Raw genomic sequence first — 26,368 nt, 5'->3', positions numbered from 1 at the left:
GTGGGGGAGAACGGAATGAAGGTTTCCAAAGTCGTAACACGGCGGAGAATGCTGTGGACATTGCTGGGACTGGCAGTGTTATTCGGTTCGCTGGTCGTGCGTCTTGCGTATGTGCAATTATCTCAAGGCGAGGAATTGACTGCGAAGGTAGAAGATTCCTTGCGCCGCAATATTCCTTTTACCGCTAAACGTGGTGAAATTATGGATCGTGAAGGTGTGCCGCTCGTTTCTAATATCACCACACCTACAGTGTATGCAGTACCGGTGCAGGTAAAAGAGAAGCAAAAGACAGCACAGCAATTAGCTCCACTGCTTGGGATGACTGAGGAGAAGCTGATGACATTGCTGTCCAAAAAAGAAATGTCGGTGAAACTTCAGCCCGGCGGCCGCAAAATTACGATGGATCTTGCCGCGAGCATCCGTGATTTGCAGCTGCCGGGCATCGTTGTCGCTGAGGATAGCAAAAGATATTACCCTTACGGCGATTTAGCCGCGCATATTTTAGGCTTCACAGGTATAGATAACCAGGGTATTACAGGAGTAGAGAGTATATATGACAATCTGCTCAAAGGCATAGCCGGCAATATTTCTTATTTGTCTGATGCAGGCGGAAGACTTATGCCTGGCTCATCTGAGAAATATTCTGCCCCTCAAGACGGACTTAATCTGGAGCTGACGATTGATAAACAGATCCAGTCCATTATGGAACGTGAGCTGGATCAGGCTATGGTAAAATATCAGGCGCAGGGTGCTTGGGCTATAGCTATGAATCCGAAGAATGGTGAGATACTAGCCATGGCTAGCAGACCGGGGTATGAACCAGCATCATACAAGGAATATGATGCGCAGATTTACAACCGGAATCTGCCTATCTGGATGACCTATGAACCTGGTTCAACGTTCAAAATCATTACTCTGGCTGCTGCGCTGCAGGAAGGTAAAGTAGATCTTCAGAACGATCATTTCTATGATCCGGGTTTTATCGAGGTAGCGGGCGCAAAGCTGCGCTGCTGGAAAAAGGGCGGCCACGGTAGTCAAACCTTTTTACAGGTAGTTGAGAACTCCTGTAACCCTGGGTTTGTCGCCTTAGGGCAACGGCTGGGAAAAGAATCACTTTTCAAATATATTCGTGATTTTGGTTTTGGCAGTAAAACGGGAATTGATCTGAATGGGGAAGCTAATGGCATTCTGTTCAAGCTCAGTCAAGTAGGTCCGGTAGAGCTTTCGACTACAGCCTTCGGCCAAGGGGTTTCGGTTACGCCTATTCAGCAGATAGCTGCGGTATCCGCAGCTATCAATGGTGGCAATCTCTATAAACCACATGTAACAAAAGCATGGGTTAACCCGGTTACGGGAGAGACTGTATCAGAGGTGAAGCCAGAGCTTGTGCGGCAGGTCATTTCGGAGGAAACATCCAAGAAGGTGCGGGCAGCACTTGAGAGCGTGGTTGCCAAAGGCACAGGACGGCCGGCTTTTATTGACGGCTATCGTGTAGGTGGCAAGACGGGTACTGCACAGAAGGTTGTAAATGGACGTTATTCTCCAACAGAGCACATTGTTTCTTTTATTGGCTTTGCGCCAGCGGATGATCCTCAGATCGTTGTGTACACTGCCGTGGATAATCCGAAAGGGATTCAATTTGGGGGTGTGGTTGCAGCTCCAATCGTGCAAAATATTTTGGAAGACTCGCTGCACTATATGAAGGTTCCGGAGCGCAGTGATCAGCTTCCCAAAACTTATAAGTATGGCGAAACTCCGATAGTGACCGTACCTGATCTTACCGGAGCAACGGTGCAGGATATCTATGAGGATTTAAATATGAATTTTAATCTTGCACGTTCAGGCACAGGAAATACGGTCATCAATCAAGCTCCTAAGGCTGGGGCCAGAGTAGAACAGGGCTCAACCATCAGGATTTATATGGGAGCATCTAGTGAATAATGATTTAGGTATAAGGTTTCAGCTCGTATCCGAAAATGTAGAGTGAGGGATTACTATGAAAGTTAACGAATTATCTGCTTGTCTTGCTACTTCGCAACTATACGGGGATGGAGATGTGGAGATTACTGATCTTCAGACGGATTCCCGCCGTGTAGGCCCGGGAGATCTATTCATCTGTTTGCCTGGCCACACCGTGGACGGGCACAAATATGCGCCGCAAGCAGTAGCCTCCGGAGCGGCGGCTATTGTATGTGAGCACAAGCTGGAGCTTGATATCCCGCAGATTGTTGTGGATGACTGCCGGTTTGCGATGTCTGTCATGTCGAATGCTTTCTTTGGCTCACCTAGCAGCCGGATGAGAATGATCGGGGTGACGGGCACAAACGGCAAAACAACAACGACTTATCTCATTGAGCGGATTATGCAGGATCAGAATATGAAGACAGGTCTGATTGGAACGATTCAAATGCGCTATGACGGCAAAAGCTACCCTATGTCAGGCACAACTCCGGAGTCGCTAGATCTGCAGCGGTCCCTTCATGATATGGCTTCCAAAGGTGTGGAATGTTGCGTAATGGAAGTATCCTCTCACGCACTTCAGCAAGGACGTGTGAAGGGTGCGGACTTCCGTACGGCAATTTTTACGAACTTAACCCAAGATCATCTGGATTATCATCATACAATGGAGGAGTATCGGGCGGTTAAAGGGCTCTTTTTCTCCAGATTAGGAAATGTGATCTCTCCGTGGAAGGAAGAACGCAAATATGCGGTGTTGAACGCGGATGATGAAGCCAGTCAATATTTTGCAGCCCAAACTGCGGCGGAAGTGATTACATATGGCATTGATAACAACGCTAATGTCCGAGCTTCGCAAATATCGATCACTGCAAAAGGAACTTTTTTCCATGTGGATACGTTTAAGGGGAAGACGGACATTTCGCTCCGTATGGTTGGAAAGTTCAATGTCTACAATGCACTCGCGGCGATTACAGCTGCTTTATTGGAAGATGTCTCTCTGGCTGATATCAAGACTAGTCTTGAGGCAATCGATGGTGTAGCTGGACGGGTGGAGTCAGTGGATGAAGGTCAGGAATTTGCTGTTATCGTTGACTACGCACATACACCAGACGGGCTAGAGAATGTATTAAAGACGGTCTGCGAATTTGCTACCGGCAAAGTGCTTACAGTGTTTGGCTGTGGCGGAGACAGAGACCGGACGAAACGTCCATTAATGGGGAAGATCGCTGCACGATATAGCGACATGGTATTCGTAACTTCTGACAACCCTCGGACGGAGGACCCTCAACTAATCTTGAAGGATATAGAAGCAGGACTAGTAGAGGATGGAGTCACCTCTGACCGGTATCATATGATTGTTGATCGCCGAGAAGCTATCGGGAAGGCTATTGAAATGGCAAGCCCTGGCGATGTAGTATTGATTGCGGGGAAAGGTCATGAGACCTATCAACTGATTGGCGGAGTGGTTCATGATTTCGATGACCGCATCGTCGCTAAAGAAGTTATAAGGGGCCGAAACTATTGATTACAAGAACGCTTGAAAATATTGCTGCCATGTGCGCAGGGGAACCTGCTGCTGTCGAAGCTATGAATACAACCCTTACGGGAGTCGTTACCGACTCCCGTAAGATCACACCCGGCTGCCTGTTTGTGCCTCTATCTGGAGACAAATTCGATGGTCACCACTATGCTGCCGCAGCACTGGCTGCTGGTGCTGGCGCAACCTTGTGGCAACGCGATAAAGGACCGGTACCTGAAGGTGGCGGAGTTATTATTGTTGAAGATACGCTGGAGGCTCTCCAGAAGTTGTCCGCTGCTTATCTGAAGGAAGTGGCTCCGCAGGTTGTCGCTGTTACGGGCAGCAACGGGAAAACAACAACAAAAGATATCATTATGTCTCTGCTTGAAGTGCAGTTCAAAGTGCACAAGACAGCGGGGAATTTCAATAATCATATCGGTCTTCCGCTTACTATTTTATCCATGGCTGAGGATACAGAGATCGCTGTACTTGAAATGGGGATGAGCTCGCGGGGAGAAATTGCTCTGCTGGCTTCTTTGGCTGAACCTGACGTAGCGGTAATTACTAATGTAGGCGAGTCGCATTTACTGCAGCTGGGGTCACGTAAAGAAATAGCCCGCGCCAAGCTGGAGATTGCTGAGGGGCTGAAGCCGGGGGGACTGCTGATTTATAACGGTGACGAACCGCTGCTGACTGAGGTAATGCAAGAGTCCACTTTTAAGGCTCCAGAAGGGATGAGAACCTTCCGTTTTGGTCTAAATGAGGATAATGATGATTATCCAACAGGGATGATGTCCCATACTGGTGGCATGACGTTCACGTCAAGCCGTCATAAGGAACATGCTTTTACATTACCGCTGCCAGGTCAGCATAACGTTGTTAACGCTCTGGCTGCACTAGCGGTTGCTCGTCATTATGGGGTTACGGAGCAGAATATGAAGGACGGTCTAAGCAAGCTCAAGTTGACGGGCATGCGGATTGAAGTGATTCGAACTTCCTCCGGACTTACGCTTTTAAACGATGCTTATAATGCCAGCCCTACTTCTATGAAGGCGGCTATAGATGTCCTGCAATCTATGAAATGCAGTGGCAATAAAATCGCTGTGCTCGGGGACATGCTGGAACTTGGGCCGGAGGAAGTAGAATTTCATCAAGAAATAGGCTACTACCTTGACCCTTCATTAACTGATTTTGTATGTACTTACGGACCATTATCCGTTCATATTGCCAAAGCAGCAGAAGAGAAATTCGGCAAAGAGCGCGTAAAAGCTTTTACAGATAAAGCGGAACTAACCGCTGTCCTTCTAGAGAAATGCAGTGCTAAGGATATTGTTCTATTTAAAGGATCAAGAGGAATGAAGCTCGAGGAAGTGCTTCAGAGCCTAAATAAAGATATTCAACAGACCTAAATCATTGGAGGGGGTGTACCCATGGATTATCAACTATTGTTATTGACTATTGCTGTTTCCTTTATCCTTGCGGTCATTGCCGCTCCGCTCTTCATTCCGCTTCTGCGCAGGATGAAATTCGGACAGCAGGTGCGAGATGACGGACCGCAAACCCATTTGAAGAAAGCGGGAACGCCGACTATGGGCGGTATCGTGATTATCGTAGCTTTTACCTTGTCTTATCTGAAATTTTCTGTGGTGAATACAGATTTTTACGTTCTGCTCGTAGCTACGCTTGGTTTTGGATTGATCGGGTTTTTGGATGACTATATCAAAATTGTATTTAAGCGTTCCTTAGGGCTCACAGCACGTCAAAAGTTATTTGGACAGCTGCTGGTTGGTGCTCTGATGTGCGGTCTTCTGATTTATGCCGGACACAGTACAAGTATCAGCGTACCAGGTACTGATTTCAGCTTTGATTGGGGTGGCTGGTTCTATTATCCATTCATCATTATTATGATGATGGCAGTGACGAATGCCGTTAACTTTACAGATGGAGTCGATGGACTGTTGTCTGGTGTCAGTGCCATTGCCTTGGCCGCATACGCGGTGGTGGCAATGCAAGCTACGTCTATTGCGGCAGGTGTATGTGCTGCGGCAATGATTGGTGCTGTATTAGGCTTTCTTGTGTTCAATGCCCACCCTGCTAAAGTGTTTATGGGGGATACGGGTTCGTTTGGTATTGGTGGTGCTATAGGTGCTATTGCTATTGTCACGAAGAGTGAGCTGCTGTTTCTCATCATAGGCGGTGTCTTTGTAATTGAAATGTTATCCGTTGTGATTCAAGTGGTTTCATTTAAAACCCGTGGCAAACGTGTATTCAGAATGAGCCCGATTCACCATCATTTTGAGCTTGGTGGCTGGTCGGAGTGGCGTGTGGTAATTTCGTTCTGGGCGGTTAGTTTGGTGTTGGCTGCTGTGGGACTATTTATTAGCAAGGGGTTGTAGAGAATGAAACATCCAGATATGTATCGTGGTGAAGAAGTTGTGGTTCTTGGGCTTGCTAAAAGCGGTGTCCAGGTGGCTAAAGTGCTGCATGAACGCGGCGCTATAGTTACGGTTAACGACAAAAAGGAAAGAGATCAAAGTCCCGAAGCTTCCGAATTGGAATCTTTGGGAATTTGTGTTATATGCGGCGGGCATCCGGAAGGACTTATTCATGAAGGTGTAAGTCTGGTAATCAAAAATCCAGGCATTCCTTATTCTGCGCCCCCTGTACAAAAGGCAATTGAGCTTGGAATTGAAGTGGTCACAGAGGTAGAGGTGGCTTATCGACTTTGTGCAGCGCCGATGATCGGCATCACAGGCTCCAATGGCAAGACGACAACGACGACCTGGGTAGGCCATATGCTGGAAGCTGCGGGAATGAACCCTATAGTTGCGGGCAACATTGGTACGCCTCTTTGTCAGGCTGCACAAGAGGCTACAGAGGATAACTGGATGGTGGTCGAGCTTAGCAGCTTTCAACTCAAAGGTACGGAGACCTTCCGGCCAAAGATAGGCTGTCTGCTGAATATTGCAGAGACTCATCTGGATTATCATGGAAGCATGAAAGATTATGTGGATTCCAAAACCAAGCTGTTCGCTAATCAATTAGCTACGGATACAGCAGTGCTGAACTGGGATGATCCTGTCTGCCGGGAACTTGTGCCCTATGTGAAGGCTTCGATTCTTCCATTCTCCTTGTTTGAGGAGCTGCCTCATGGAGTATTTGTTAGCCCGTCCTATATTACGGGGCAAGATGATGAGCTGAAGCGCCACATTATCTATCGCGAATCTGCGGACAAGGAAACGATAATCGCGGATGTGGATTCCATCGCTCTTCCGGGCCGCTTTAATGTGGGGAATGCGCTGGCTGCCTGTGGAATTGCTATTGCCGCTGGAGCTGACCCCTCTCTATTAAGCGAAGTGCTTTCTTCTTTTCGTGGTGTGGAGCACCGCCTGGAGTATGTAGCTGATAAGGCTGGAGCCGCTTATTACAACAATTCCAAAGCAACGAACTCCAAAGCGACAATTACGGCTTTGACATCGTTTCAGCGTCCGGTGGTATTGATCGCTGGCGGATTAGACCGTGGCTCCGATTATATGGAGCTGCTGCCTGTCCTGAGCGGACGCGTCAAAGCTTTGGTGGCGTTAGGACAAACCAAGGACAAGCTAATAAATGTAGCACAGCTGGCAGGATTAAAGCAGATTATCTCCGTCGATAATGGGGAGAGCGCCGCCGCCGTGCTGCAAGCAGCTGTGCGGGAAGCTTCCGCTCTGGCGGAAGAAGGAGATATCGTTCTCCTGTCTCCTGCATGTGCTAGTTGGGATATGTTTACATCCTATGAAGAGCGCGGGTGTATTTTTAAAGAGGCGGTGCATAACCTTTAAGTAGGGGGGTGGATAAGCCCCTACTACGGATGCAAGAGGTGTGCTCCTGATGAACAAAACTCGTCATGCTCCCGATATTTGGTTGCTGATTCCCATTCTTTCTTTGCTGGTAATCGGCATGGTGATGGTATACAGTGCCGGATCTGTTTTAGGCTTCCGCAATTATGGAGATTCGTTTTACTTTGTAAAGAGGCAGCTTTTGTTTGCAGGACTGGGACTTGTTGCAATGTTTGTTACAGCGAATACAGACTACAAAGTGTTAAAAAAGCTGGCTAAGCCGGCATTGATTGTCTGCTTTATCCTGCTCGTTATGGTGCTTATTCCCGGAATTGGTGTAGTTCGCGGGGGAGCGCGCAGCTGGCTCGGAATCAGCTCCTTCGGGATTCAGCCCTCCGAGTTTATGAAGATGGGGATGATTCTATTTCTGGCGAATTGGCTGGGAAAAGAAGAGTATGATATCACCTCCTTCACTCGTGGCTTACTTCCACCGTTAGCGCTTATCGGATCAGCCTTTGCACTGATTATGCTCCAGCCGGATCTGGGTACAGGTACCGTTATGTTTGGCGCAGCCTTGATGATGGTCTTTACAGCTGGGGCAAGAATGAAACATCTACTCTCACTAGGAGTAGCTGGCGTGGCTGGGTTTGTTGCTTTGGTTGCCGCAGCACCTTACCGGTTGCAGCGGATAACCGCTTTTCTTGATCCTTGGTCCGATCCCCTCGGTGCAGGCTACCAGATTATTCAGTCGCTATACGCGATTGGCCCTGGAGGGCTTGGGGGTCTCGGACTTGGAATGAGCCGGCAGAAGTACAGTTATGTACCTGAGCCGCAGACCGATTTTATTTTTTCTATATTGGCCGAGGAACTGGGGTTTATCGGTGGTTTGGCTGTGTTGATCCTGTTTCTTATTCTAATCTGGCGCGGAATGAAGGTGGCGATGAGTCTGCCTGACCGTTTTGGAAGCTATTTGGCCGTTGGCATCGTCTGTATGGTGGCTGTGCAAGTCATTATTAATATTGGTGTGGTCATCGGTCTAATGCCTGTAACAGGCATTACGCTTCCTCTGATTAGCTATGGAGGTTCTTCGCTTACACTGATGTTAACCTCCCTGGGCATTCTATTGAACTTATCCCGTTATGCGAGGTGAAAGACATGCGTATCGTATTAAGCGGCGGAGGCACGGGTGGTCATATCTATCCCGCAGTCGCTGTTGCTAGACAACTGGAAGCAGAAGATAGTGAATCTACCTTCCTGTATATTGGTGGAACGCGTGGCTTAGAGAGCAAGCTTGTTCCCCAAGAGAATATCCCTTTCAAATCTATCGACATCACTGGCTTTCGGCGCAAGCTGTCCATGGACAACGTCAAGACGGTGATGCGTTTTTTAAAGGGCGTTAAGGCTTCCAAAGAAATGTTAAGAGAGTTTAAGCCTGATGTTGTAATTGGTACAGGCGGTTATGTATGTGGTCCAGTCGTTTACGCTGCATCCCGGCTGGGTATCCCAACCTTGATCCATGAGCAAAATGCTATCCCTGGTTTAACAAATCGTTTTCTAAGTCGTTACGCGAGTACAGTGGCCGTAAGCTTTGAAGGGACAGAATCTGCTTTTCCGGGGAGCAAGCACGTAATCTACACAGGTAATCCTCGGGCAACGACGGTTACTACGGCTAGTCCACAACGGGGGTTTGCCTCGCTGGGCATTCCGGATAACAGCACGGTTGTTTTGGTTGTTGGCGGCAGTCAAGGGGCTAAGGCTATTAATAAAGCCATGATTGAAATGGCCCCATTTGTGGGTAAGGGTAATGGTGTTCATTATGTTTACGTTACAGGTGAGCCTTATTTTGAGGATACCCGTGCTGAATTGCGTCAGAAGCTGGGTAGCACACCGAACTGGCTGCATGTCCTACCTTATGTTCACAATATGCCGGAGGTCTTGGCTTGTACCTCCTTAATCGTAAATCGGGCGGGGGCATCCTTTCTCGCTGAGATTACAGCGCTGGGTATTCCTTCTGTACTTATCCCTTCTCCTAATGTGACGAACAATCACCAAGAGGCGAATGCAAGACAGCTGGAACGCGAAGGGGCCGCTGTGGTGCTGCTTGAGAAGGATTTGAATGGTAAGGCGCTTTATGAAGCTGTGCAAGCAATCATTGGAACTGAAGCTGTACGCCAAAAAATGTCTGAGGCTTCCAAACGACTGGGCAAAAGGGATTCTGCTGCCATTGTCACTAACGAACTCCGAAGACTAGCCGGTAAACAGTCTTAAGCCATTTACCTTTGAGAGGTATTTTCCTTATTGGCAGCTCTCTGTCACACACTTGGAGGAACGAACATAGGATAATCCTATAATCGTGACAATCACCCAGAACACTTCCTAACCTGAAAGGTAGTGCAGGATAATCTTGTACATTTCATATGACCTTGTATCGGAAGTGTTTGTGGTGGGTGAGCGGTAATCTCGGAGGTGATACATTGGACAAATTGGTGATTGAGGGTGGAAGTCCCCTGTCAGGCACCATTCGTATCCATGGAGCAAAAAATGCGGCGCTGCCGATTCTAGCGGCAAGCCTGCTGGCCGAAGGAGTTCACTCACTGCATAATGTGCCGAAGCTGCTGGACATCGAGACTATGCTAGACATCTTGGATCGGCTGGGCTGCAGGTGCGTGCATCAAGAGGATACGGTGACGATAGATACGTCAGCCGTGGGGACATCTCATGTACCTGAGGATTTGATGCGGCAGATGAGATCTTCCATTTTTTTAATGGGACCGCTGTTATCCAGATTTGGTGAGGTAACGATCTATCAGCCTGGTGGCTGTGCGATCGGGGAGCGTAAAATCGATCTTCATTTGCAGGGTCTTAAAGCACTGGGGGCGGAGATCGAGGAAAGCAACGGACGAATATCCTGTCGGGGCTCAAAGCTTGTAGGGAGTGATATTCATCTCGACTATCCAAGTGTTGGAGCCACGGAGAATATTATGATGGCTGCCGCCAAGGCAGAGGGGACAACGACGATATCGGGAGCAGCAAGAGAGCCGGAAATACAGGATCTACAGCAATTTTTGAATAGTATGGGTGCTCAGATTATCGGTGCAGGCACGGATACCATTACGATCCAGGGTGTCAAAAACTTATATCCCTGTACGTACGAGGTAATCCCAGACCGGATAGTGGCTGGAACTGTAATGATTGCTGCGGCAGCTACACGTGGGAATGTGACCTTGACACATACGAACGCCGGGCATCTGACTTCGCTTATTCATGTGCTTAAGCGGGCTGGTGTTCAAATCACAGTATGCAATGATATAATTAATGTCAGCTGCATGGGGCGTCCGCGTGCGGTTGAGAGAATTGTAACCTCTCCTTATCCTTCTTTCCCGACGGATCTGCAATCTCAGGTCATGGTGCTGCTGTCGCTCGCCGATGGTTTTAGTGTGATCAAGGAGACGGTGTTTGAGGGACGGTTCAAACATGTGGAAGAAATGGCCCGGATGGGTGCTGACATCTCTATCGATTTGAATCGTGCGTTTATTCGCGGCGTTCAGAGATTGTATGGTGCTACTGTGGAAGCTACTGATTTGCGGGCGGGTGCAGCTCTGGTCATTGCCGGGCTTGCTGCACAAGGGACTACGGTCGTTGAGCAAGCGCATCACATTGACCGTGGTTATGATGGAATAGAGAAGCTGTTTCAGAAGCTTGGCGCGCGTATAAGCCGTAAGGTGCCTGTAACGGATCCACTTGATTTGGCCAATTAAAGCTCCCTGTCTCCTTCCAGATCTCTCAGAGAAGGAGACAGGGCCTTATTACGGAGATATGAGAATGACTACAACCCGATTACCTCTTCTTAAAGAGGACAAGCCTAAGAAAAAAATGAGCCGTAAGATTACGGCGATCCTGCTGCTGCTGTTCACTGCGCTTCTTGCTGTGATTTTTTTCAGATCGTCTATTAGCCATATTACAGTGATAGATTTTCAAGGTAGCAAGTATTCTACTAGTGAAGAGTTACTCTCACAAAGTGGAATTAAAATAGGTGGGCAATTCTTTGCTGTATCAACTAAAGCTGTGGAAGAATCTCTGCTGAAGCTTAAGACGATTAAAGACGTCAGCGTGCAGAAGGATTTCCCCGGGGTGATCACAGTAAAGATTGAGGAATTCCCTGCGGTAGCTTATGAACTGGAACAGGGAGGCCTCTTAAAGGCGATTCTGTCCAGTGGAGCTGCAGTGCCTGTTAATGAGACTGGAATTGCTGTTGAGAAACCTATATTAACGAACTGGGACCCGGAAGATCCGAATAAGGCTAAGCTTTGTCAAGCATTAGCAAGCATTCCTAATGAATTGACAAGTGATATCTCTGAGATTGTTCCTTCGCCAACCTTGTCTTTTCCAGACCGGATCAAGCTCTATACTAGATCCCGTTTTGAGGTGATTACAGCCATCTCTTTGCTAAAGAGCAAGGTGTCCTATTTGAATCAGATTATAGAGACTGAACAGCCTGGACTCATTAAAATGCTAGAAGCCGATTCATATGTTCCTTTTCAGGTTGAAAGCGATGAAGAAGATGTTGCGCAAGAGTAGTGTGGAGGTAAATAGTCCCTACTAATAGAGTTAAAAAAATGCTACAATCGGAGTTACGGGCAAGAAGCTATATCCCTCTTTTTTCTTCGATTTTTTTGAGATATAGTACTATATTTGGTTGAAATGACCAATTAGGCCGATATTTCTTGTGATAATTGCTATTTTTACAATAACATATGAGTAACTATTCACATTTGGGGATGTTGGAATATTATTCCGTTCAAAAAATTTGTAGAAAAAAGAGGGAAAGGATTAGGTATGTTGAATATGTACAGAGAAGTTTCCCGGGACCGGGATAAGGTAATGCAATTAATTATGATTATAACAGGAGGTGCCATAGGACTTGAGCAACAATGACATCATTGTTAGTTTGGACATCGGTACATCCAAAGTTCGGGCAATAATTGGGGAAGTTACCAATGGAACCTTTAATATTATTGGCGTTGGATCTGCTGATTCGGAAGGAATACGTAAAGGCGCGATTGTCGATATCGACCAAACTGTGCAATCGATCAAAAGTGCTATAGATCATGCAGAGCAGATGGTGGGTATTCAAATATCAGAGGTTTATGTAGGCATTTCCGGTAATCATATTGGCCTGCAATCCAGCCACGGTGTTGTGGCCGTTCAGAATGAGGATCGTGAAATCGGCGATGATGATATCGATCGCGTAATTAAAGCTGCGGAAGTCATTGCTATGCCTCCGGAGCGTGAAGTGATTGATGTTGTTCCCAAACAATTTATCGTCGATGGTCTTGAAGGAATTCAAGACCCACGCGGAATGATTGGTGTTCGTCTGGAAGTTGAGGCAACAATCATTACGGGTGCTAAGACGCCAATACATAATCTACTACGCTGTGTTGAGAAATCAGGGCTGAAGGTAAAGGATCTTGTGCTGATGTCTCTTGGAGCTGGTGGATTGGCGCTGTCCAAGGACGAGAAATCGATGGGATCTGTTCTGGTTGATATTGGTGCGGGCTCAACAACAATAGCCATATACGAAGAGGGTTCTCTTAGTGCAACCTCCACGATTCCGATCGGAGGAGAATTCGTAACCAATGATATTGCCTACGGACTTCGGACGCTTACTGATCAAGCGGAGAAGGTAAAACTTAAATATGGTTGCGCATGGATTGACGATGCAGCCTCAGACGTTGTCTTCAAGGTATTGCGCATTGGCAGTAACGTGGAGAAGGAATTTAACCAAGAGGATCTGGCGGCAATTATCGAGCCAAGGGTGCAAGAAATATTCCACCTGATTCGTCAAGAAGTTAAACGGCTTGGTTACAGTGAACTGCCTGGAGGTTATATACTTACAGGTGGGACTGTCTCGATGCCGGGTGTATTGAAGGCTGCTCAGACCGAGCTGGCTGCATCTGTACGCATCGCCGTGCCGGATTATATCGGTGTACGGGACCCTGGGTTTACCGGCGGTGTCGGTATTCTGCATAATGTTGTCCGTAGTTTCCGAGCAAGAAACAGTGGTGGAAGCAGCAACAAAAAGACGGTCAACCGGAGCAAGCAGAACGCCACTCCGAGTCAGGAAACTGTTCAGAAGCCCGGATTTGTGGAGCGTCTAAAAAATATGTTTAGCGAGTTTATATAAGTGTAAGTCCAGATATACTTGGACCGGCCATCCAAGCACATTGAGGGGGAGATGGAACAATATGTTAGAATTTGATTTTGAAATGGAGAGCTTGGCGCAAATAAAAGTCATCGGCGTGGGCGGCGGAGGTAGTAATGCTGTCAACCGGATGATTGAAAACGGCGTTCAGGGTGTAGAATTTATTACGGTTAATACAGACGCCCAAGCGTTGCATATGGCCAAATCGGAGCACAAGCTGCAGATTGGGGACAAGCTGACCCGCGGTTTGGGTGCAGGCGCCAACCCTGAAGTCGGTAAGAAAGCAGCGGAGGAATCCCGTGATCTGATTTCGAATACCCTTAAAGGTGCAGATATGGTATTTGTTACTGCAGGAATGGGTGGCGGTACAGGTACAGGTGCGGCGCCAGTTATAGCTGAAATTGCTAGAGAGTGTGGAGCCCTGACTGTGGGTGTAGTTACTCGCCCGTTCACTTTTGAAGGAAGAAAACGTTATAACCAGGCAATGCTTGGAATCGAAGCTTTGAAAGAAAAAGTCGACACGCTAATTGTCATTCCAAATGACCGTTTGCTTGAGATCGTTGATAAGAAAACACCGATGTTGGAAGCTTTCCGTGAAGCAGATAATGTTCTCCGGCAGGCTGTTCAAGGTATCTCTGACCTAATTAAGGTTCCTGGTCTGATTAACCTTGACTTTGCGGATGTAAAGACGATCATGACAGAGCGCGGTTCAGCGCTTATGGGAATTGGTATAGCAAATGGTGAGAACCGTGCGTCTGAAGCAGCACGTAAAGCCATCATGAGCCCACTCTTGGAAACGTCTATTGAAGGCGCCCGCGGCGTAATCATGAATATTACGGGAGGATCTAACCTCTCCCTATACGAAGTCAATGAAGCGGCTGAGATCGTTACATCCGCCTCTGATCCTGAAGTGAATATGATCTTTGGTGCGATAATTGATGAAGGCCTGAAGGATGATATCAAAGTAACAGTAATTGCTACTGGCTTTGAACATAAACCATCGCCTGAAGCTCCAGGACGTCGTCCGGTCTCGACGAATAACGAGCCAGCGGCAGCACCGGATAAGAACGCTGCTAATCTGCGTCCGTTCGGGAATCAGAACACGTCAGATCAGTTGGATATTCCGACGTTCCTGCGTAACCGTAATCGTAGCAACAACGACTAGTTAAATATTTTTATCAAGAAGATATGAAAGCACCGTATTATCCAGCTAATAGAGCTAGGGTACTGCGGTGCTTTTTTTATGTGAAATGCTGTTCAGAAGGAATAAAACCCTCCCACGCTATAACTCGACAAAAAAACCTCAAGAATGCCCCCCAAGTTTAGACAGACTTTGAAAGCGAGACTTTTTATACTAATCATATCGTCCAAAAAACAGAGCCTGATCCATTTTGGCTACAGGATAGATTCCGCCATAGTAGGCAGGTGAATGCACTGGTTGTTTATATTGACTTGATATTCGCCGCCAATCTAGTGATCGACGGAATTCTATTGTGGCTGACAGGCTGGATGGTCAAGCTGAGGATATCATGGTGGCGGCTAGTCCTCTCAGCTCTGGTTGGTGCGCTCTATGTGGTGATGATGTTTGTGCCGGAGTTGTCTTTCATGTATACCTTCCTCATTAAGTTTGGATTGTCGGTGGTTATGCTATGGATTGCCTTTGGTTTTGGGAGTCTGCAAAGCTACCTTCGCACTATGGGAGCTTTTTATATTATCAACTTCGCAGCTGCTGGTGGGATTGTAGGTATTCACTATTTGCTGCAGAGCTCCGGTGATATTTGGAATGGTATTATGTTCACTGCTTCAGGAGGGCATGCTTACCGCCTAAAGATTGGTTTTTGGTTTGTAATTGCAGTATTTCCCCTGGTGTTAATCTGCTTCAAGGCAGTGCACTCCTCACGAATCAGAAGGGAGCAGCTTGAAACCTATATCGGTGAGGTGGTAGTAGAAATTGATGGAGTGACTGTTTCCTGTCCCGGCCTGCTAGACACAGGTAACCGGCTTTGTGATCCTTTGACCCGCATACCGGTGATGGTTATGGAATCTTCGCTCTGGGAGGGACATCTGCCTGAAACATGGAAAGGTAGACTCACTCAGGACGGAGCGGACAAACTTTTACTAGAAACGGACGGGCAGTCGTTTGCTTGGCAGGACAGGATGCGACTGGTGCCTTACAGGGGAGTTAACCGGGGGGCATCATTTATGCTTGCACTGAAGCCTGATCAGGTGACGATAAAGCTTGGTGAAGATATCTTTTATTGTAAAAGAGTCTTGATCGGGCTGGATGGTGGGACATTGTCGGGGGATGGAGCCTATCGGGCTGTAATACATCCTGATTTGACTCAAAAAGAGAGCGCTATTGATGCAGCACTGCCTTCCTAATCTTTAAAGCTAGCTGAACCAAACTTCTGATGGCTGAAAGCGGGATTTGAAAGCTTCACACGCGAACCGTGCACTTCTTGGAGGAGGAACAAATAATGGTCAAATGGAAAATTGCTCTGCAGCTGCAATATTACCGCATGCTGTTTCTACTAGGGCTGAAGAGTCAGGAAATCTATTATATTGGCGGGAGTGAGGCACTTCCTCCACCGCTGACACGGGAAGAAGAAGAATATCTGCTTCAGCGGCTGTCTAGCGGCGATGCAGCTGTTCGTGCGATGTTGATTGAGCGCAATCTTCGCTTGGTAGTATATATCGCTCGAAAATTTGAGAATACCGGCATCAATATCGAGGATCTGGTTTCGATTGGCGCTATTGGCTTAATTAAGGCTGTGAACACTTTTGATCCTGAGAAAAAAATAAAACTGGCTACTTATGCATCCCGCTGCATAGAGAATGAAATCTTGATGTATCTGCGGCGGAACAGCAAGACACGGAGTGAGGTTTCTTTTGATGAGCCGCTTAATATTGATTGGGATGGCAATGAATTATTGCTTTCTGACGTATTAGGAACGGAAAATGATACCATTTATCGGAACATAGAAGAACAGGTTGATCGCAAGCTGCTGCAAAAGGCACTGGAAAAGCTGAGTGACCGGGAAAGACTCATTATGGAGCTGAGATTTGGCCTGCGCGGAGGCGAAGAAAAGACACAAAAAGATGTGGCCGATCTGCTTGGCATCTCCCAATCTTATATTTCGCGGCTGGAGAAAAGAATTATCAAGCGGCTGCGCAAGGAGTTTAACAAGATGGTGTAAGGTGAAATTAGCAAGGAATAAAATGGCGAGCCCGGGAGATAATGTACAGTAATGTTTCTCCTTGGGAGGTAAATCATCATGACCCGTAATAAAGTCGAGATTTGCGGTGTGGATACTGCTAAGCTGCCTGTTCTAACGAATGTGGAAATGCGGCAACTGTTCACTTCGCTGCAGCAGCAGGGCGAGCGATCCGCCAGAGAGAAATTGGTAAACGGTAATCTTAGACTTGTTCTAAGCGTTATCCAGAGGTTCAATAATAGGGGAGAATTTGTTGACGATTTGTTCCAGGTGGGTTGCATCGGTCTGATGAAAGCCATTGATAATTTCGATTTATCACAAAACGTTAAATTCTCCACATATGCAGTTCCGATGATTATCGGTGAGATTCGGCGTTACCTGCGTGATAACAACCCGATTCGGGTATCACGTTCTCTCAGAGATATCGCTTACAAGGCGCTCCAGGTACGTGATAGTCTGACCAATCAGAACTCGCGGGAACCGACGATATTCGAAATATCAGAAGCGCTGGGTGTGCCGAAGGAAGATGTTGTATTTGCTCTTGATGCCATTCAGGATCCAGTGTCCTTATTCGAGCCGATCTATCATGACGGCGGCGATCCTATTTATGTAATGGACCAGATTAGCGACGATAAGAATAAGGATGTGTCGTGGATCGAAGAAATTGCATTACGTGAAGCGATGCGTAAGTTAGGACAAAGGGAGAAACGAATTTTATCCATGCGGTTTTTCGAAGGGAAAACACAGATGGAGGTCGCAGACGAGATTGGCATTTCACAGGCACAGGTCTCACGTTTGGAGAAATCTGCGATTCAGCAAATGCAAAAACACGTGAAATCTTAGAGCAGTAGCCATGAGGAGATATTCCAGAATCCGGGTTAAGGATTTTGGGCGATCTCCTCTTTTTAATGAATGTAGACAAGCTTCCGTATCATATATTGGACTATAGGTCGGATTGTACAGGGGTGGTGAGATGAACGAGGATTATCAAGGGTCTGCCAAAAAAATGAAAATCTCTGATTTTCAGACGAAGGATGTTATCAACATTGTAGATGGCAAGCGGCTGGGGCAGATTAGTGATCTGGAGCTTGATTTGCGCCGTGGTGTCATAGATGCCATCGTTATACCCGGATACACTCGGTTTATGGGATTGTTCGGAGGCGGGACAGATCTGATTATTCCATGGCGGAATATAGTCAAGATCGGGTCCGATGTAGTGCTCGTGAAGATTGAAGAGTCACGGATGTCTCCGGGACAGGAAGAGCGGGAAACGATGTATCTGGAGCGGGGAGATCGCAGCGAACGGCGCACTTATTAATTAGGTGCGTTTTTTGTTTTTTTATTTAAGAATTTAGGCGATCTGGCTTAAGCGTCACTTTGTACGGGTATTTACATGTGGTACACTAAGGCGGAGGTGAGGAAATGGAACCGTTTGTGCAGGGGAAAGAAATGCTTATGCTGCTCCATCTGGAGCCGTGGCGAGTGGAGCATAACGAAATTACAGCGGGGTTTACTGGTAGACAGGGAGGGGCTAGCAAGGCGCCCTATGACAGCCTGAATTGTGCGTTTCACGTTGGGGATGCTCCTGAAGCTGTCCTGAGCAATCGGAGAGCGCTTGCCGAAGCTCTTGATTTCAAACCGGAAGCATGGACCTGTGGAGAACAAACCCATGGGGCAGAGATAGCTGTGGTAAAGGAAGTAGACCGTGGGCGGGGACAACAGGACAGAGCATCGGCATTTCAAGCCACGGACGGTCTGCTGACGGATGTGCCCGGGGTTTTGTTGACTTCTTTTTATGCGGATTGTGTGCCCCTTTATTTTTATGATCCCGTGCGTAGAGTCGTCGGTCTTGCGCATGCAGGCTGGAAAGGGACGGTGGCTCAGATTGCCGCAGCCATGGTGAATAAGCTGCAAACGGTATACGGCAGCAATCCACATGATATTGTGGCAGCGATCGGTCCATCCATTGGCGACTGCTGTTATGAGGTGGATGATTATGTGATGGAGCATGTTCGCCAGTTGGAGGGCAGCTTGAATGAGGGTATAGAAACTTTCGATGCTGTGGAGCTTTACAGAGCCTCAGAGACTGATCAGAGTAAATACTTGCTAAACTTGAAAGAAATGAATCGACGCATTATGATAAAAGCAGGAATATTGCCGACTCATATCGAATGTACAACATGGTGTACAAGCTGTAATCGTGATTTGTTTTTTTCATATCGCAAAGAAAACGGTATTACAGGCAGAATGACGAGCTGGATCGGAATAAAGGAGAGTTGAAAGTTGTCTTTAACACTGCAGGAGAGAATTGCTGAGGTAGAGGAACGTGTAGCACGTGCCTGCGCGGCAAGCGGCCGGGATCGTAATGACGTCAAGGTAATTGCAGTGACGAAATATGTTTCTCTGGAAATGGTATCCTCCGTATTGGAGGCAGGACTAGAGCATATTGCCGAGAGTCGCTGGCAGGATGCTGAGCACAAATGGAAGGTTTTAGGGGACAAAGGGACATGGCATTTTATCGGGCATTTGCAAACCAATAAGGTTAAAGACGTTATTGGAAAATTTCAATATATACACTCTTTGGACCGGATGTCTCTGGCGCAAGAATTACACAAAAAGGCGCTTGCCGCCGATCAGGAAGTAAATGTGTTTCTTCAAGTGAATATCTCTGGCGAAGATACGAAGTTCGGTCTGTCACCTGAGGCAGTACCTGGATTTTTACGTGAAATCGCTAGTTTGGACCGCGTTAAGGTAATTGGACTTATGACGATGGCACCTTTAGAAGGTGATCCAGAGCTTACCCGTCCTGTATTTCGCGGACTTCGTGAGCTGCGCGATGAGCTTAATCAACTTGCTTTGACACCTGAGCCGATTACGGAGCTGTCCATGGGAATGTCGAATGATTTTGAAGTGGCGATACAGGAAGGAGCTACCTGGGTACGCCTGGGTACGGTGTTAGTAGGCCATTAGGAGGGATCGTGATGAGCGTTATGAACCGATTTATGAGTTTTTTGGGCTTGCAGGAGGAAGAGGAAGTTGTGGAGCGGGAGCAAATCCACGAAGAGGATGAGTATGAGCCGGCCCCTGTAGAAACCCGCAAAAATCAAAGGGGCAACGTTGTCAGTATCCATTCGCAAAAAAATGTCAAGGTTGTATTATATGAACCACGTTCATATGATGAGGCACAGGAGATTGCTGATCATCTCCGTTCGCATCGGACGGTAGTAATTAACCTGCAGCGTGTTCGCAATGATCAAGCAATGAGAATTATTGATTTTCTCAGTGGAACTGTTTATGCCCTTGGGGGAGGAATCTCTAAAATTGGGGGCAATATATTTATGTGCACTCCAGATACTGTTGAAATTCAAGGCTCCATTACAGAAATCCTAGGTGACGATCAAGACTATAACAGAATGAGGTGAATGGGCTTTGCTTCAAATTGATTACATTATCGATATTTTGTTTAATATTTATTTTTACATGATTATTTTCTATGTGCTAATGTCCTGGTTACCCAACGTTCGTGATAACTTCATTGGAGAACTGCTAAGCAAACTCGTAGAGCCGTATTTAACACCTTTCAGACGGTTTATTCCACCGCTCTTCGGTACACTTGATATCTCTCCAATCATTGCATTACTTGTCTTGGAATTCGCAGCAGGCGGACTTAAATCTATCCTGCATTTGATTTTTTAGGCATCTGTGATGAAGAACGAAGTTTACGGGCATTTTCATCCCGATGAACGTCAATTTGTGGACAAGGCCTTTGAATGGGTTACCAACGCTGGAGAATATCATGAGACTAAATTAACTGAATTTCTCGATCCCCGCCAAGGTTTTATTCTGCAAACTTTAGTTAACCGCCATCCTGACGTGATTGTTAAATGGGAGGGTGGACATGCTGAGGCAGAGCGGAAGCGAGCGCTTGTCGCCCCTGATTATCGTGATCTGGATCAGGAAGACATGGAGCTGAAGGTGCTTGCGATAACCTCAGGGGAGCAGAAGTTTCTGGCCTTGGAGCACGGGGACTACATGGGTTCTATTCTGGGGCTGGGCGTTAAACGAGGCAAAATCGGTGATATTCATGTTCTGGACGATGGTTGTCATGTTGTAGTCGCTGCTGATATTGCAGATTATTTAGCTATGAATTTAACTGGAGTGCACCGGATACAGGTAAGTACGGAAGTATTACCCCTTTCCGCCTTGCGTAATAGTGAGGTTAAGCTGGAAGTGATGGATTTGACTGTAGCGTCCCTGCGATTGGATGGCATTGCCGCAGATGTAACACGGCTTAGCCGAAGCAAAATTCTTGCTCCCATCAAGGCTGGACGCGTTCGGGTAAACTGGAAAGTGGAGGAAGACCCATCCTGCAGTCTTAAGGATGGTGACATGGTATCTATTCAAGGCTTCGGTCGCTTCAAGGTGCTAGAGGTCGGCAGTTTGACGAAAAAGGGCCGATACCGTGTTCAGATTGGTAAATTTGTGTGAATCCCTTGCAGGAATACGGTCTTACTTGTCGAAATTGATTATTTCGAGGGAATCAAACATTTTTAAAGCTGGACGCCGATACTTTAAAGAAGAGGCGGACCATAAATGGCAGGCGGAACACAGAAACACCTTCTGCCTTTACTTGAAGTACAGTCTTTCTTCTTTGTCTGCCGCTTAGTTGCGATTTAGAGATAAAGAAGGTCCGAAATTTCTAGGAGGTGCACAGCATGCCATTAACACCGCTCGATATACATAACAAGGAGTTTTCTCGGAGACTTCGCGGTTATGATGAGGACGAGGTCAACGAATTTCTAGATCAAGTGATCAAGGATTACGAAAGCGTCATCCGTGAGAACAAGGAACTGCAGAATCAGCTTTTGTCTATTCAAGAGCGTCTGGATCATTTTGTGAATATTGAAGAAAGTTTATCGAAGACGATCTTAGTCGCTCAGGAAGCGGCGGATGATGTGAAGAACAACTCCAAGAAGGAATCCCAACTCATTATCAAGGAAGCGGAGAAAAACGCCGATCGGATTATTAACGAAGCGTTATCCAAATCCCGTAAGGTTGCTATTGAGACTGAAGAATTGCGTAAGCAAGCTTCGATCTATCGCACTCGTTTCCGGACATTAGTGGAAGCTCAGCTGGAGCTGTTATCACAGGATGACTGGAATGCCTTAGAGAGTCGTGAGGCGAGCGAGAACGTAGCCTTCAAGGATGATGTTCTTCATCGCATCTAAAGGTTTCAGACGATAATTGGCTAAATAGAGGGAGCTATTCCCTCTATTTTTATTTTCCGATAAAATAGACCATAATAAAGTGAACTCCATTGCAAGTACGTCCTTAATAGCTAGATTGGGCGAATGGCTGTTGACATTTAGATTCAAAAAGTCTATAAATAGAACATATCTGTATAATGTTTATATGTATTCGATGACGGGACAAGTACGACAAGGTAACGTTCTCCAGAGAGTCGGCGATTGCTGAGAGCCGATTGTTCGAGCCCTGCCGGAAGATCTTCCCCTAGAAGTTAAGCTGAAGCGTTGATCGTGCGTAAGCTTAACCGTCTGCCGGACGTTACACCGGACCTGTGCACAAGATTTACGCGCAGGACTGAGATTGTGCTGAATACACTCCCCTTAAGGATGTGCTCATGCGCAGAATTAGGGTGGTATCGCGAGCGTCGTCTCGCCCCTTTGGGGGTGGGATGACGCTTATTTTGTTGTTCCGGGGCGGCCATCCCCCTAAATCCCCCTTTCTAAGGGGGACCCCAAGGGCTGCCGCCCTCTGGACACCCGCAAAGTAAAGCCTCGTGCAAATAGGTACGGTGGTGGAAACGAACGGAATCATGTGGCTGAAGGAGCGGCCCTTCTTAGGCTCCCCTGGCGGGTTCGCCTGCGGGGCCTTAACGGCAAGAGCGGTGCGCGACCAGCTGCGCAAGGTCGCTCATTGGCGCCCCGAGCGATTGCTGCCCTAACGGGATCGCGGCTCGGGAGCTAGGGCAAGAGCGGTGAGCGACCAGCTGCGCAAGGTCGCTCATTGGCGCCCCGAGCGATTGCTGCCCTATGGGATCGCGGCTCGGGAGCCAGGGCAAGAGCGGTGTGCGACCAGCTGCGCAAGGTCGCTCATTGGCACCCCGAGCGATTGCTGCCCTAACGGGATCGCGGCTCGGGAGCTAGGGCAAGAGCGGTGCGCGACCAGCTGCGCAAGGTCGCTCATTGGCGCCCCGAGCGATTGCTGCCCTAACGGGATCGCGGCTCGGGTGCCAGGGCAAGAGCGGTGCGCGACCAGCTGCGCAAGGTCGCTCATTGGCACCCCGAGCGATTGCTGCCCTAACGGGATCGCGGCTCGGGTGCCCGGAAAGAAGGGGCGGTTGCTGCGCAATGCCGCCGAAGCCCCCGAGCGATTGCTGCCCTACGGGATCGCAGCTCGGGTGCCAGGGCAAAGAAGTGGCAGCTGCTGCCAGGATCGCCCAAGGATCGAAAAGAGCTTTATAGACTAATCCATGAAAGGATTGACCATCACATGCAAAAAGTAGATGTCAGAGAAAAGGCGCGGGCAAGAGATGTCCGCATATTGAAGAAATGGAACGAAGAGAATACGTTCCGCAAGTCCATGGAGAACCGTGAGGGACGTCCAAACTATGTATTCTATGAAGGTCCGCCAACAGCAAACGGTGCGCCGCATATCGGACACGTGCTGGGACGGGTAATCAAGGATTTCATCGGTCGTTACCAGACAATGAAAGGTTACCGCGTAGTACGTAAAGCAGGCTGGGATACACACGGTCTGCCAGTAGAACTAGGCGTACAAAAGAAGCTTGGCATCTCCGGTAAACAAGAGATTGAGGAATATGGCGTAGAAAAATTCATCCAGGAATGTAAAGACAGCGTCTTCGGTTATGAGAAGCAATGGCGTGAATTTACAGAAGCGATTGGATACTGGACAGATCTAGATAATCCTTACGTAACCTTGGATAACACCTATATCGAAAGTGTATGGAACATCTTGGCTACAGTGCATGAGAACGGGTTGCTTTACCGCGGACACCGTGTTAGCCCGTATTGCCCGAGCTGCCAGACTACATTAAGCTCGCATGAAGTTGCCCAAGGCTACAAAACCGTTAAGGATCTCAGTGCAACTGCGAAGTTCAAGCTGGATGACAGCGGAGACTACGTATTGGCTTGGACGACAACACCTTGGACCTTGCCAGCCCATATGGCGCTAGCTATGAACCCGGACATGGATTATGTACGTGTGCAACAAGAAGATGGTGTGTACATCGTTGCTAAAAACTTGGTCGAAGAAGTAATGAAAGGCGAGCACACAGTCCTTTCTACACATAAAGGTTCCGAGTTTATCGGTAAAACTTACGCACCTCCATTCGGATATATTAAGGCAGAGAAAAGTAATGTTATCGTAGGTGCTTCTTTCGTTACAGATTCCAGTGGTACAGGGATCGTACACATGGCACCAGCACATGGTGAAGATGACTACAAGACTTGCCGTGAGAATGGCATCAGCTTCGTAAATGTGGTTGATAATTCCGGTAAGTATACGGATGTAGTTTCTGATTTTGCGGGACGTTTTGTTAAGGATTGCGATCTGGATATCATTAAGGTTTTGTCTGAAAAAGGATTGCTTTACGGTAAAGAGAAATACGAGCATAGCTATCCGTTCTGCTGGCGTTGTGATACACCACTTTTGTATTACGCAACAGACAGCTGGTTCATCAACACTACAGCGATCAAAGATCAGCTGATTGCTAACAACAACAGTGTGGCTTGGTACCCTGAGCATGTACGTGAAGGTCGTTTCGGGAAGTTCTTGGATGAACTGGTTGACTGGAATATCAGCCGTAACCGTTATTGGGGTACACCCCTCAACGTCTGGGTATGTCAAGAAACGGGCAAAGAGTTTGCACCACACAGCATTGAAGAGCTAAGAGCGATGGCGATTGGTGATGTTCCGGAAGATATCGAGCTGCATAAACCTTTCGTGGATAAGATCAAGCTGCGCAGTCCGTTTAGCGAAGGTGCAGAGATGGTTCGTACATCGGAAGTGATCGACGTATGGTTCGACAGTGGCTCAATGCCTTTTGCACAAAGCCATTATCCATTTGAGAACGAGGATAAGCTGAATGATCAGTACCCGGCAGATATGATCTGTGAAGGGATCGACCAAACCCGCGGATGGTTCTACAGCTTGCTTGCAGTATCCACCTTGTTTAAGGGTAAAGCTCCATATAAAGCAGTTATTGCTCACGGTCATATCCTCGATGAGAATGGTCAAAAAATGTCCAAATCCAAAGGCAATGTTATTGATCCTTGGGAAATCATGAACGATTACGGCACGGATGCATTCCGTTGGGCTATTTTGTCCGACAGTGCACCGTGGAATAATAAACGTTTCTCGCGTGGTCTTGTAGGTGAGACAAAATCTAAAGTAGTGGATACGCTGGTGAATACACATGCCTTCTTAACGCTTTATGCGGGCATCGATGGATACGACCCAGCCGATCATCCTTTTAAGGTATCAAAACATAAGTTGGACCGCTGGATCCTGTCCCGTCTGAACAGCTTGATTCTTTTGGTGGATAAAGGACTTGCGGTAAATGACTTCGTAAATACGTCTAGAGCGATTGAGAACTTTGTGGATGAGCTGAGCAACTGGTATATCCGTCGTTCCCGTGACCGCTTCTGGGGTAGTGGTCTAGGTGAAGATAAATTGGATGCTTACCGTACGTTGACTCATGTGCTTTTGGCGACAGCGACTTTGATGGCTCCATTTACACCGATGTTGTCCGAAGATATCTTCACGAACCTTGGCGGCGGAGAAAGTGTGCATTTGGCAGACTACCCGGTTGCTGACGAGAACTTGATCGATAAAGAGCTGGAAGAGGATATGGAAAGTGCAAGACAGATCGTTGAGCTGGCGCGTAACGTACGTAACGAAACAGGCATTAAGAATCGTCAACCGCTGTCCGAGCTGATCGTTTCGATGAACCGTGACTTCCATTTGTCTGAGTATGAAGAGATCATCAAAGACGAGATCAACATCAAGAACATCGTGCTGGAGAACAGTGACAGCGGATTTGTTGATTTCACACTCAAGCTGAATCTTAAGGTTGCCGGTAAAAAATACGGTAAAAACGTAGGCTTCCTGCAAGGCTTTCTGAAAGCTATGGATAGTGACTCTACCCGTAAAGCGGTGCAAGACGGCTCAATCGCGATTGCGACACCTGAAGGTGAAGAGCTTGTAATCACTTCTGAAGAGCTGCTTGTTGAAAAACAAGCCAAAGCAGGTTTCGCCGCAGCTTCCGGATATGGAGTTACGGTTGCGCTCAATACCGAAATCACGCCTGAGCTTGAACAAGAAGGCTGGGTTCGTGAGATTATTCGTGCGGTTCAAGATTACCGTAAACGTCTGGATCTGCCGATCGAGAAACGGATCGCACTCACTTTGAAGTTAGACGATGAGCTAAAAGCAGCTGTTACAGCATTTGACAATGTACTGCGAGACAATGTACTTGTGACTACGGTTGATTTTGATGGAGAACATGCTTTTGAGACGGTAGAAGTCGGTGATAAATCAATCGGTATCCATATCGAAGCATAATTCTGCATTACCTGTCCCAAAACAGCATATACTAGCGGCATAAGTGTAA

General features: G+C 47.4%; 22 protein-coding genes and 1 other annotated feature. All 22 genes read left to right on the top strand.

The window, feature by feature from the left end; genetic code table 11:
• The first annotated feature begins 15 nt into the window (after window positions 1-15).
• The gene (locus NSS82_RS25000; protein WP_036683661.1) at window positions 16-1,941 is read left to right on the top strand and encodes a stage V sporulation protein D; all 1,926 of its coding nucleotides are present in this window, start codon (window positions 16-18) and stop codon (window positions 1,939-1,941) included.
• A gap of 55 nt (window positions 1,942-1,996) precedes the next feature.
• Window positions 1,997-3,484, top strand: a complete 1,488-nt coding sequence (locus NSS82_RS24995) for a UDP-N-acetylmuramoyl-L-alanyl-D-glutamate--2,6-diaminopimelate ligase (RefSeq protein ID WP_038572864.1) — start codon at window positions 1,997-1,999, stop codon at window positions 3,482-3,484.
• Entirely contained in the window at window positions 3,481-4,887 is a 1,407-nt protein-coding gene (locus tag NSS82_RS24990) for a UDP-N-acetylmuramoyl-tripeptide--D-alanyl-D-alanine ligase (RefSeq protein ID WP_038572862.1), read from the top strand. Before NSS82_RS24995 ends, NSS82_RS24990 begins: the two co-directional genes overlap by 4 nt.
• A 21-nt stretch (window positions 4,888-4,908) precedes the next feature.
• Window positions 4,909-5,874, top strand: a complete 966-nt coding sequence (gene mraY / locus NSS82_RS24985; protein ID WP_036683653.1) for a phospho-N-acetylmuramoyl-pentapeptide-transferase — start codon at window positions 4,909-4,911, stop codon at window positions 5,872-5,874.
• Between the two features lie 3 nt (window positions 5,875-5,877).
• Window positions 5,878-7,299: a UDP-N-acetylmuramoyl-L-alanine--D-glutamate ligase gene (gene murD, locus NSS82_RS24980; protein ID WP_036683650.1), complete on the top strand. Its 1,422-nt coding sequence runs from the start codon at window positions 5,878-5,880 to the stop codon at window positions 7,297-7,299.
• A gap of 49 nt (window positions 7,300-7,348) precedes the next feature.
• On the top strand, window positions 7,349-8,446 hold the full coding sequence (spoVE, locus tag NSS82_RS24975; protein WP_036683647.1) for a stage V sporulation protein E: 1,098 nt from the start codon (window positions 7,349-7,351) through the stop codon (window positions 8,444-8,446).
• Window positions 8,447-8,451: 5 nt separating this feature from the next.
• Complete coding sequence (murG, locus tag NSS82_RS24970; RefSeq protein ID WP_036683645.1) at window positions 8,452-9,564, top strand: undecaprenyldiphospho-muramoylpentapeptide beta-N-acetylglucosaminyltransferase; 1,113 nt, start codon at window positions 8,452-8,454, stop codon at window positions 9,562-9,564.
• Window positions 9,565-9,770: 206 nt separating this feature from the next.
• Window positions 9,771-11,054 carry a UDP-N-acetylglucosamine 1-carboxyvinyltransferase gene (gene murA / locus NSS82_RS24965; protein WP_036683642.1) on the top strand — a complete coding sequence of 428 codons (1,284 nt, stop codon included), beginning with the start codon at window positions 9,771-9,773 and terminating at the stop codon, window positions 11,052-11,054.
• Window positions 11,055-11,118: 64 nt separating this feature from the next.
• Window positions 11,119-11,874 carry a cell division protein FtsQ/DivIB gene (locus NSS82_RS24960; RefSeq protein WP_038572856.1) on the top strand — a complete coding sequence of 252 codons (756 nt, stop codon included), beginning with the start codon at window positions 11,119-11,121 and terminating at the stop codon, window positions 11,872-11,874.
• 343 nt (window positions 11,875-12,217) lie between these two features.
• Window positions 12,218-13,480, top strand: a complete 1,263-nt coding sequence (ftsA, locus tag NSS82_RS24955) for a cell division protein FtsA (protein WP_036683637.1) — start codon at window positions 12,218-12,220, stop codon at window positions 13,478-13,480.
• 61 nt (window positions 13,481-13,541) lie between these two features.
• On the top strand, window positions 13,542-14,663 hold the full coding sequence (gene ftsZ, locus NSS82_RS24950) for a cell division protein FtsZ (protein ID WP_036683633.1): 1,122 nt from the start codon (window positions 13,542-13,544) through the stop codon (window positions 14,661-14,663).
• A 269-nt stretch (window positions 14,664-14,932) separates the two neighbouring features.
• On the top strand, window positions 14,933-15,880 hold the full coding sequence (gene spoIIGA, locus NSS82_RS24945; RefSeq protein WP_036683940.1) for a sigma-E processing peptidase SpoIIGA: 948 nt from the start codon (window positions 14,933-14,935) through the stop codon (window positions 15,878-15,880).
• A gap of 92 nt (window positions 15,881-15,972) precedes the next feature.
• Entirely contained in the window at window positions 15,973-16,695 is a 723-nt protein-coding gene (sigE, locus tag NSS82_RS24940; RefSeq protein WP_036683937.1) for an RNA polymerase sporulation sigma factor SigE, read from the top strand.
• Window positions 16,696-16,773: 78 nt separating this feature from the next.
• Window positions 16,774-17,556, top strand: coding sequence for an RNA polymerase sporulation sigma factor SigG (gene sigG / locus NSS82_RS24935; protein ID WP_036683631.1), 783 nt, complete (start codon window positions 16,774-16,776; stop codon window positions 17,554-17,556).
• A gap of 130 nt (window positions 17,557-17,686) precedes the next feature.
• Complete coding sequence (locus NSS82_RS24930) at window positions 17,687-18,031, top strand: YlmC/YmxH family sporulation protein (protein ID WP_036683628.1); 345 nt, start codon at window positions 17,687-17,689, stop codon at window positions 18,029-18,031.
• 104 nt (window positions 18,032-18,135) lie between these two features.
• A complete protein-coding gene (pgeF, locus tag NSS82_RS24925; RefSeq protein ID WP_038572853.1) occupies window positions 18,136-18,993 on the top strand; it encodes a peptidoglycan editing factor PgeF in 858 nt (285 codons plus the stop codon).
• A gap of 3 nt (window positions 18,994-18,996) precedes the next feature.
• Window positions 18,997-19,683, top strand: a complete 687-nt coding sequence (locus NSS82_RS24920; RefSeq protein ID WP_038572851.1) for a YggS family pyridoxal phosphate-dependent enzyme — start codon at window positions 18,997-18,999, stop codon at window positions 19,681-19,683.
• A gap of 11 nt (window positions 19,684-19,694) precedes the next feature.
• Window positions 19,695-20,135 carry a cell division protein SepF gene (locus NSS82_RS24915; RefSeq protein WP_036683619.1) on the top strand — a complete coding sequence of 147 codons (441 nt, stop codon included), beginning with the start codon at window positions 19,695-19,697 and terminating at the stop codon, window positions 20,133-20,135.
• A gap of 7 nt (window positions 20,136-20,142) precedes the next feature.
• Window positions 20,143-20,409, top strand: coding sequence for a YggT family protein (locus tag NSS82_RS24910; RefSeq protein ID WP_036683616.1), 267 nt, complete (start codon window positions 20,143-20,145; stop codon window positions 20,407-20,409).
• A 9-nt stretch (window positions 20,410-20,418) separates the two neighbouring features.
• Window positions 20,419-21,201 (top strand): YlmH family RNA-binding protein, encoded by a 783-nt coding sequence (locus tag NSS82_RS24905; protein ID WP_038572849.1) that lies wholly within the window; start codon window positions 20,419-20,421, stop codon window positions 21,199-21,201.
• A gap of 227 nt (window positions 21,202-21,428) precedes the next feature.
• Window positions 21,429-21,941, top strand: coding sequence for a DivIVA domain-containing protein (locus tag NSS82_RS24900; RefSeq protein ID WP_051491297.1), 513 nt, complete (start codon window positions 21,429-21,431; stop codon window positions 21,939-21,941).
• Between the two features lie 184 nt (window positions 21,942-22,125).
• Window positions 22,126-22,400: a binding site (T-box leader), on the top strand.
• Between the two features lie 826 nt (window positions 22,401-23,226).
• Window positions 23,227-26,319, top strand: a complete 3,093-nt coding sequence (gene ileS, locus NSS82_RS24895) for an isoleucine--tRNA ligase (RefSeq protein ID WP_036683608.1) — start codon at window positions 23,227-23,229, stop codon at window positions 26,317-26,319.
• Window positions 26,320-26,368: the final 49 nt, after the last annotated feature.

The organism is Paenibacillus sp. FSL H7-0735 (genome assembly GCF_038008505.1).
Classification (GTDB): Bacteria; Bacillota; Bacilli; order Paenibacillales; family Paenibacillaceae; genus Paenibacillus_AQ; species Paenibacillus_AQ odorifer.
Note: the sequence above shows the minus strand (reverse complement) of the source record. Positions and strands in the feature narration are given on the sequence as shown.

Bases quoted from the DNA above. Each gene is read 5' to 3' on its own strand.
- murD (WP_036683650.1), top strand. From the start codon at position 5,878: ATGAAACATCCAGATATGTATCGTGGTGAAGAAGTTGTGGTTCTTGGG.
- NSS82_RS24900 (WP_051491297.1), top strand. From the start codon at position 21,429: ATGCCATTAACACCGCTCGATATACATAACAAGGAGTTTTCTCGGAGA.
- NSS82_RS24930 (WP_036683628.1), top strand. From the start codon at position 17,687: ATGAACGAGGATTATCAAGGGTCTGCCAAAAAAATGAAAATCTCTGAT.
- NSS82_RS24995 (WP_038572864.1), top strand. From the start codon at position 1,997: ATGAAAGTTAACGAATTATCTGCTTGTCTTGCTACTTCGCAACTATAC.
- mraY (WP_036683653.1), top strand. From the start codon at position 4,909: ATGGATTATCAACTATTGTTATTGACTATTGCTGTTTCCTTTATCCTT.
- murG (WP_036683645.1), top strand. From the start codon at position 8,452: ATGCGTATCGTATTAAGCGGCGGAGGCACGGGTGGTCATATCTATCCC.
- ileS (WP_036683608.1), top strand. From the start codon at position 23,227: ATGCAAAAAGTAGATGTCAGAGAAAAGGCGCGGGCAAGAGATGTCCGC.
- NSS82_RS24905 (WP_038572849.1), top strand. From the start codon at position 20,419: ATGAAGAACGAAGTTTACGGGCATTTTCATCCCGATGAACGTCAATTT.
- spoVE (WP_036683647.1), top strand. From the start codon at position 7,349: ATGAACAAAACTCGTCATGCTCCCGATATTTGGTTGCTGATTCCCATT.
- pgeF (WP_038572853.1), top strand. From the start codon at position 18,136: ATGGAACCGTTTGTGCAGGGGAAAGAAATGCTTATGCTGCTCCATCTG.
- ftsZ (WP_036683633.1), top strand. From the start codon at position 13,542: ATGTTAGAATTTGATTTTGAAATGGAGAGCTTGGCGCAAATAAAAGTC.
- NSS82_RS25000 (WP_036683661.1), top strand. From the start codon at position 16: ATGAAGGTTTCCAAAGTCGTAACACGGCGGAGAATGCTGTGGACATTG.
- NSS82_RS24960 (WP_038572856.1), top strand. From the start codon at position 11,119: ATGACTACAACCCGATTACCTCTTCTTAAAGAGGACAAGCCTAAGAAA.
- sigG (WP_036683631.1), top strand. From the start codon at position 16,774: ATGACCCGTAATAAAGTCGAGATTTGCGGTGTGGATACTGCTAAGCTG.
- NSS82_RS24915 (WP_036683619.1), top strand. From the start codon at position 19,695: ATGAGCGTTATGAACCGATTTATGAGTTTTTTGGGCTTGCAGGAGGAA.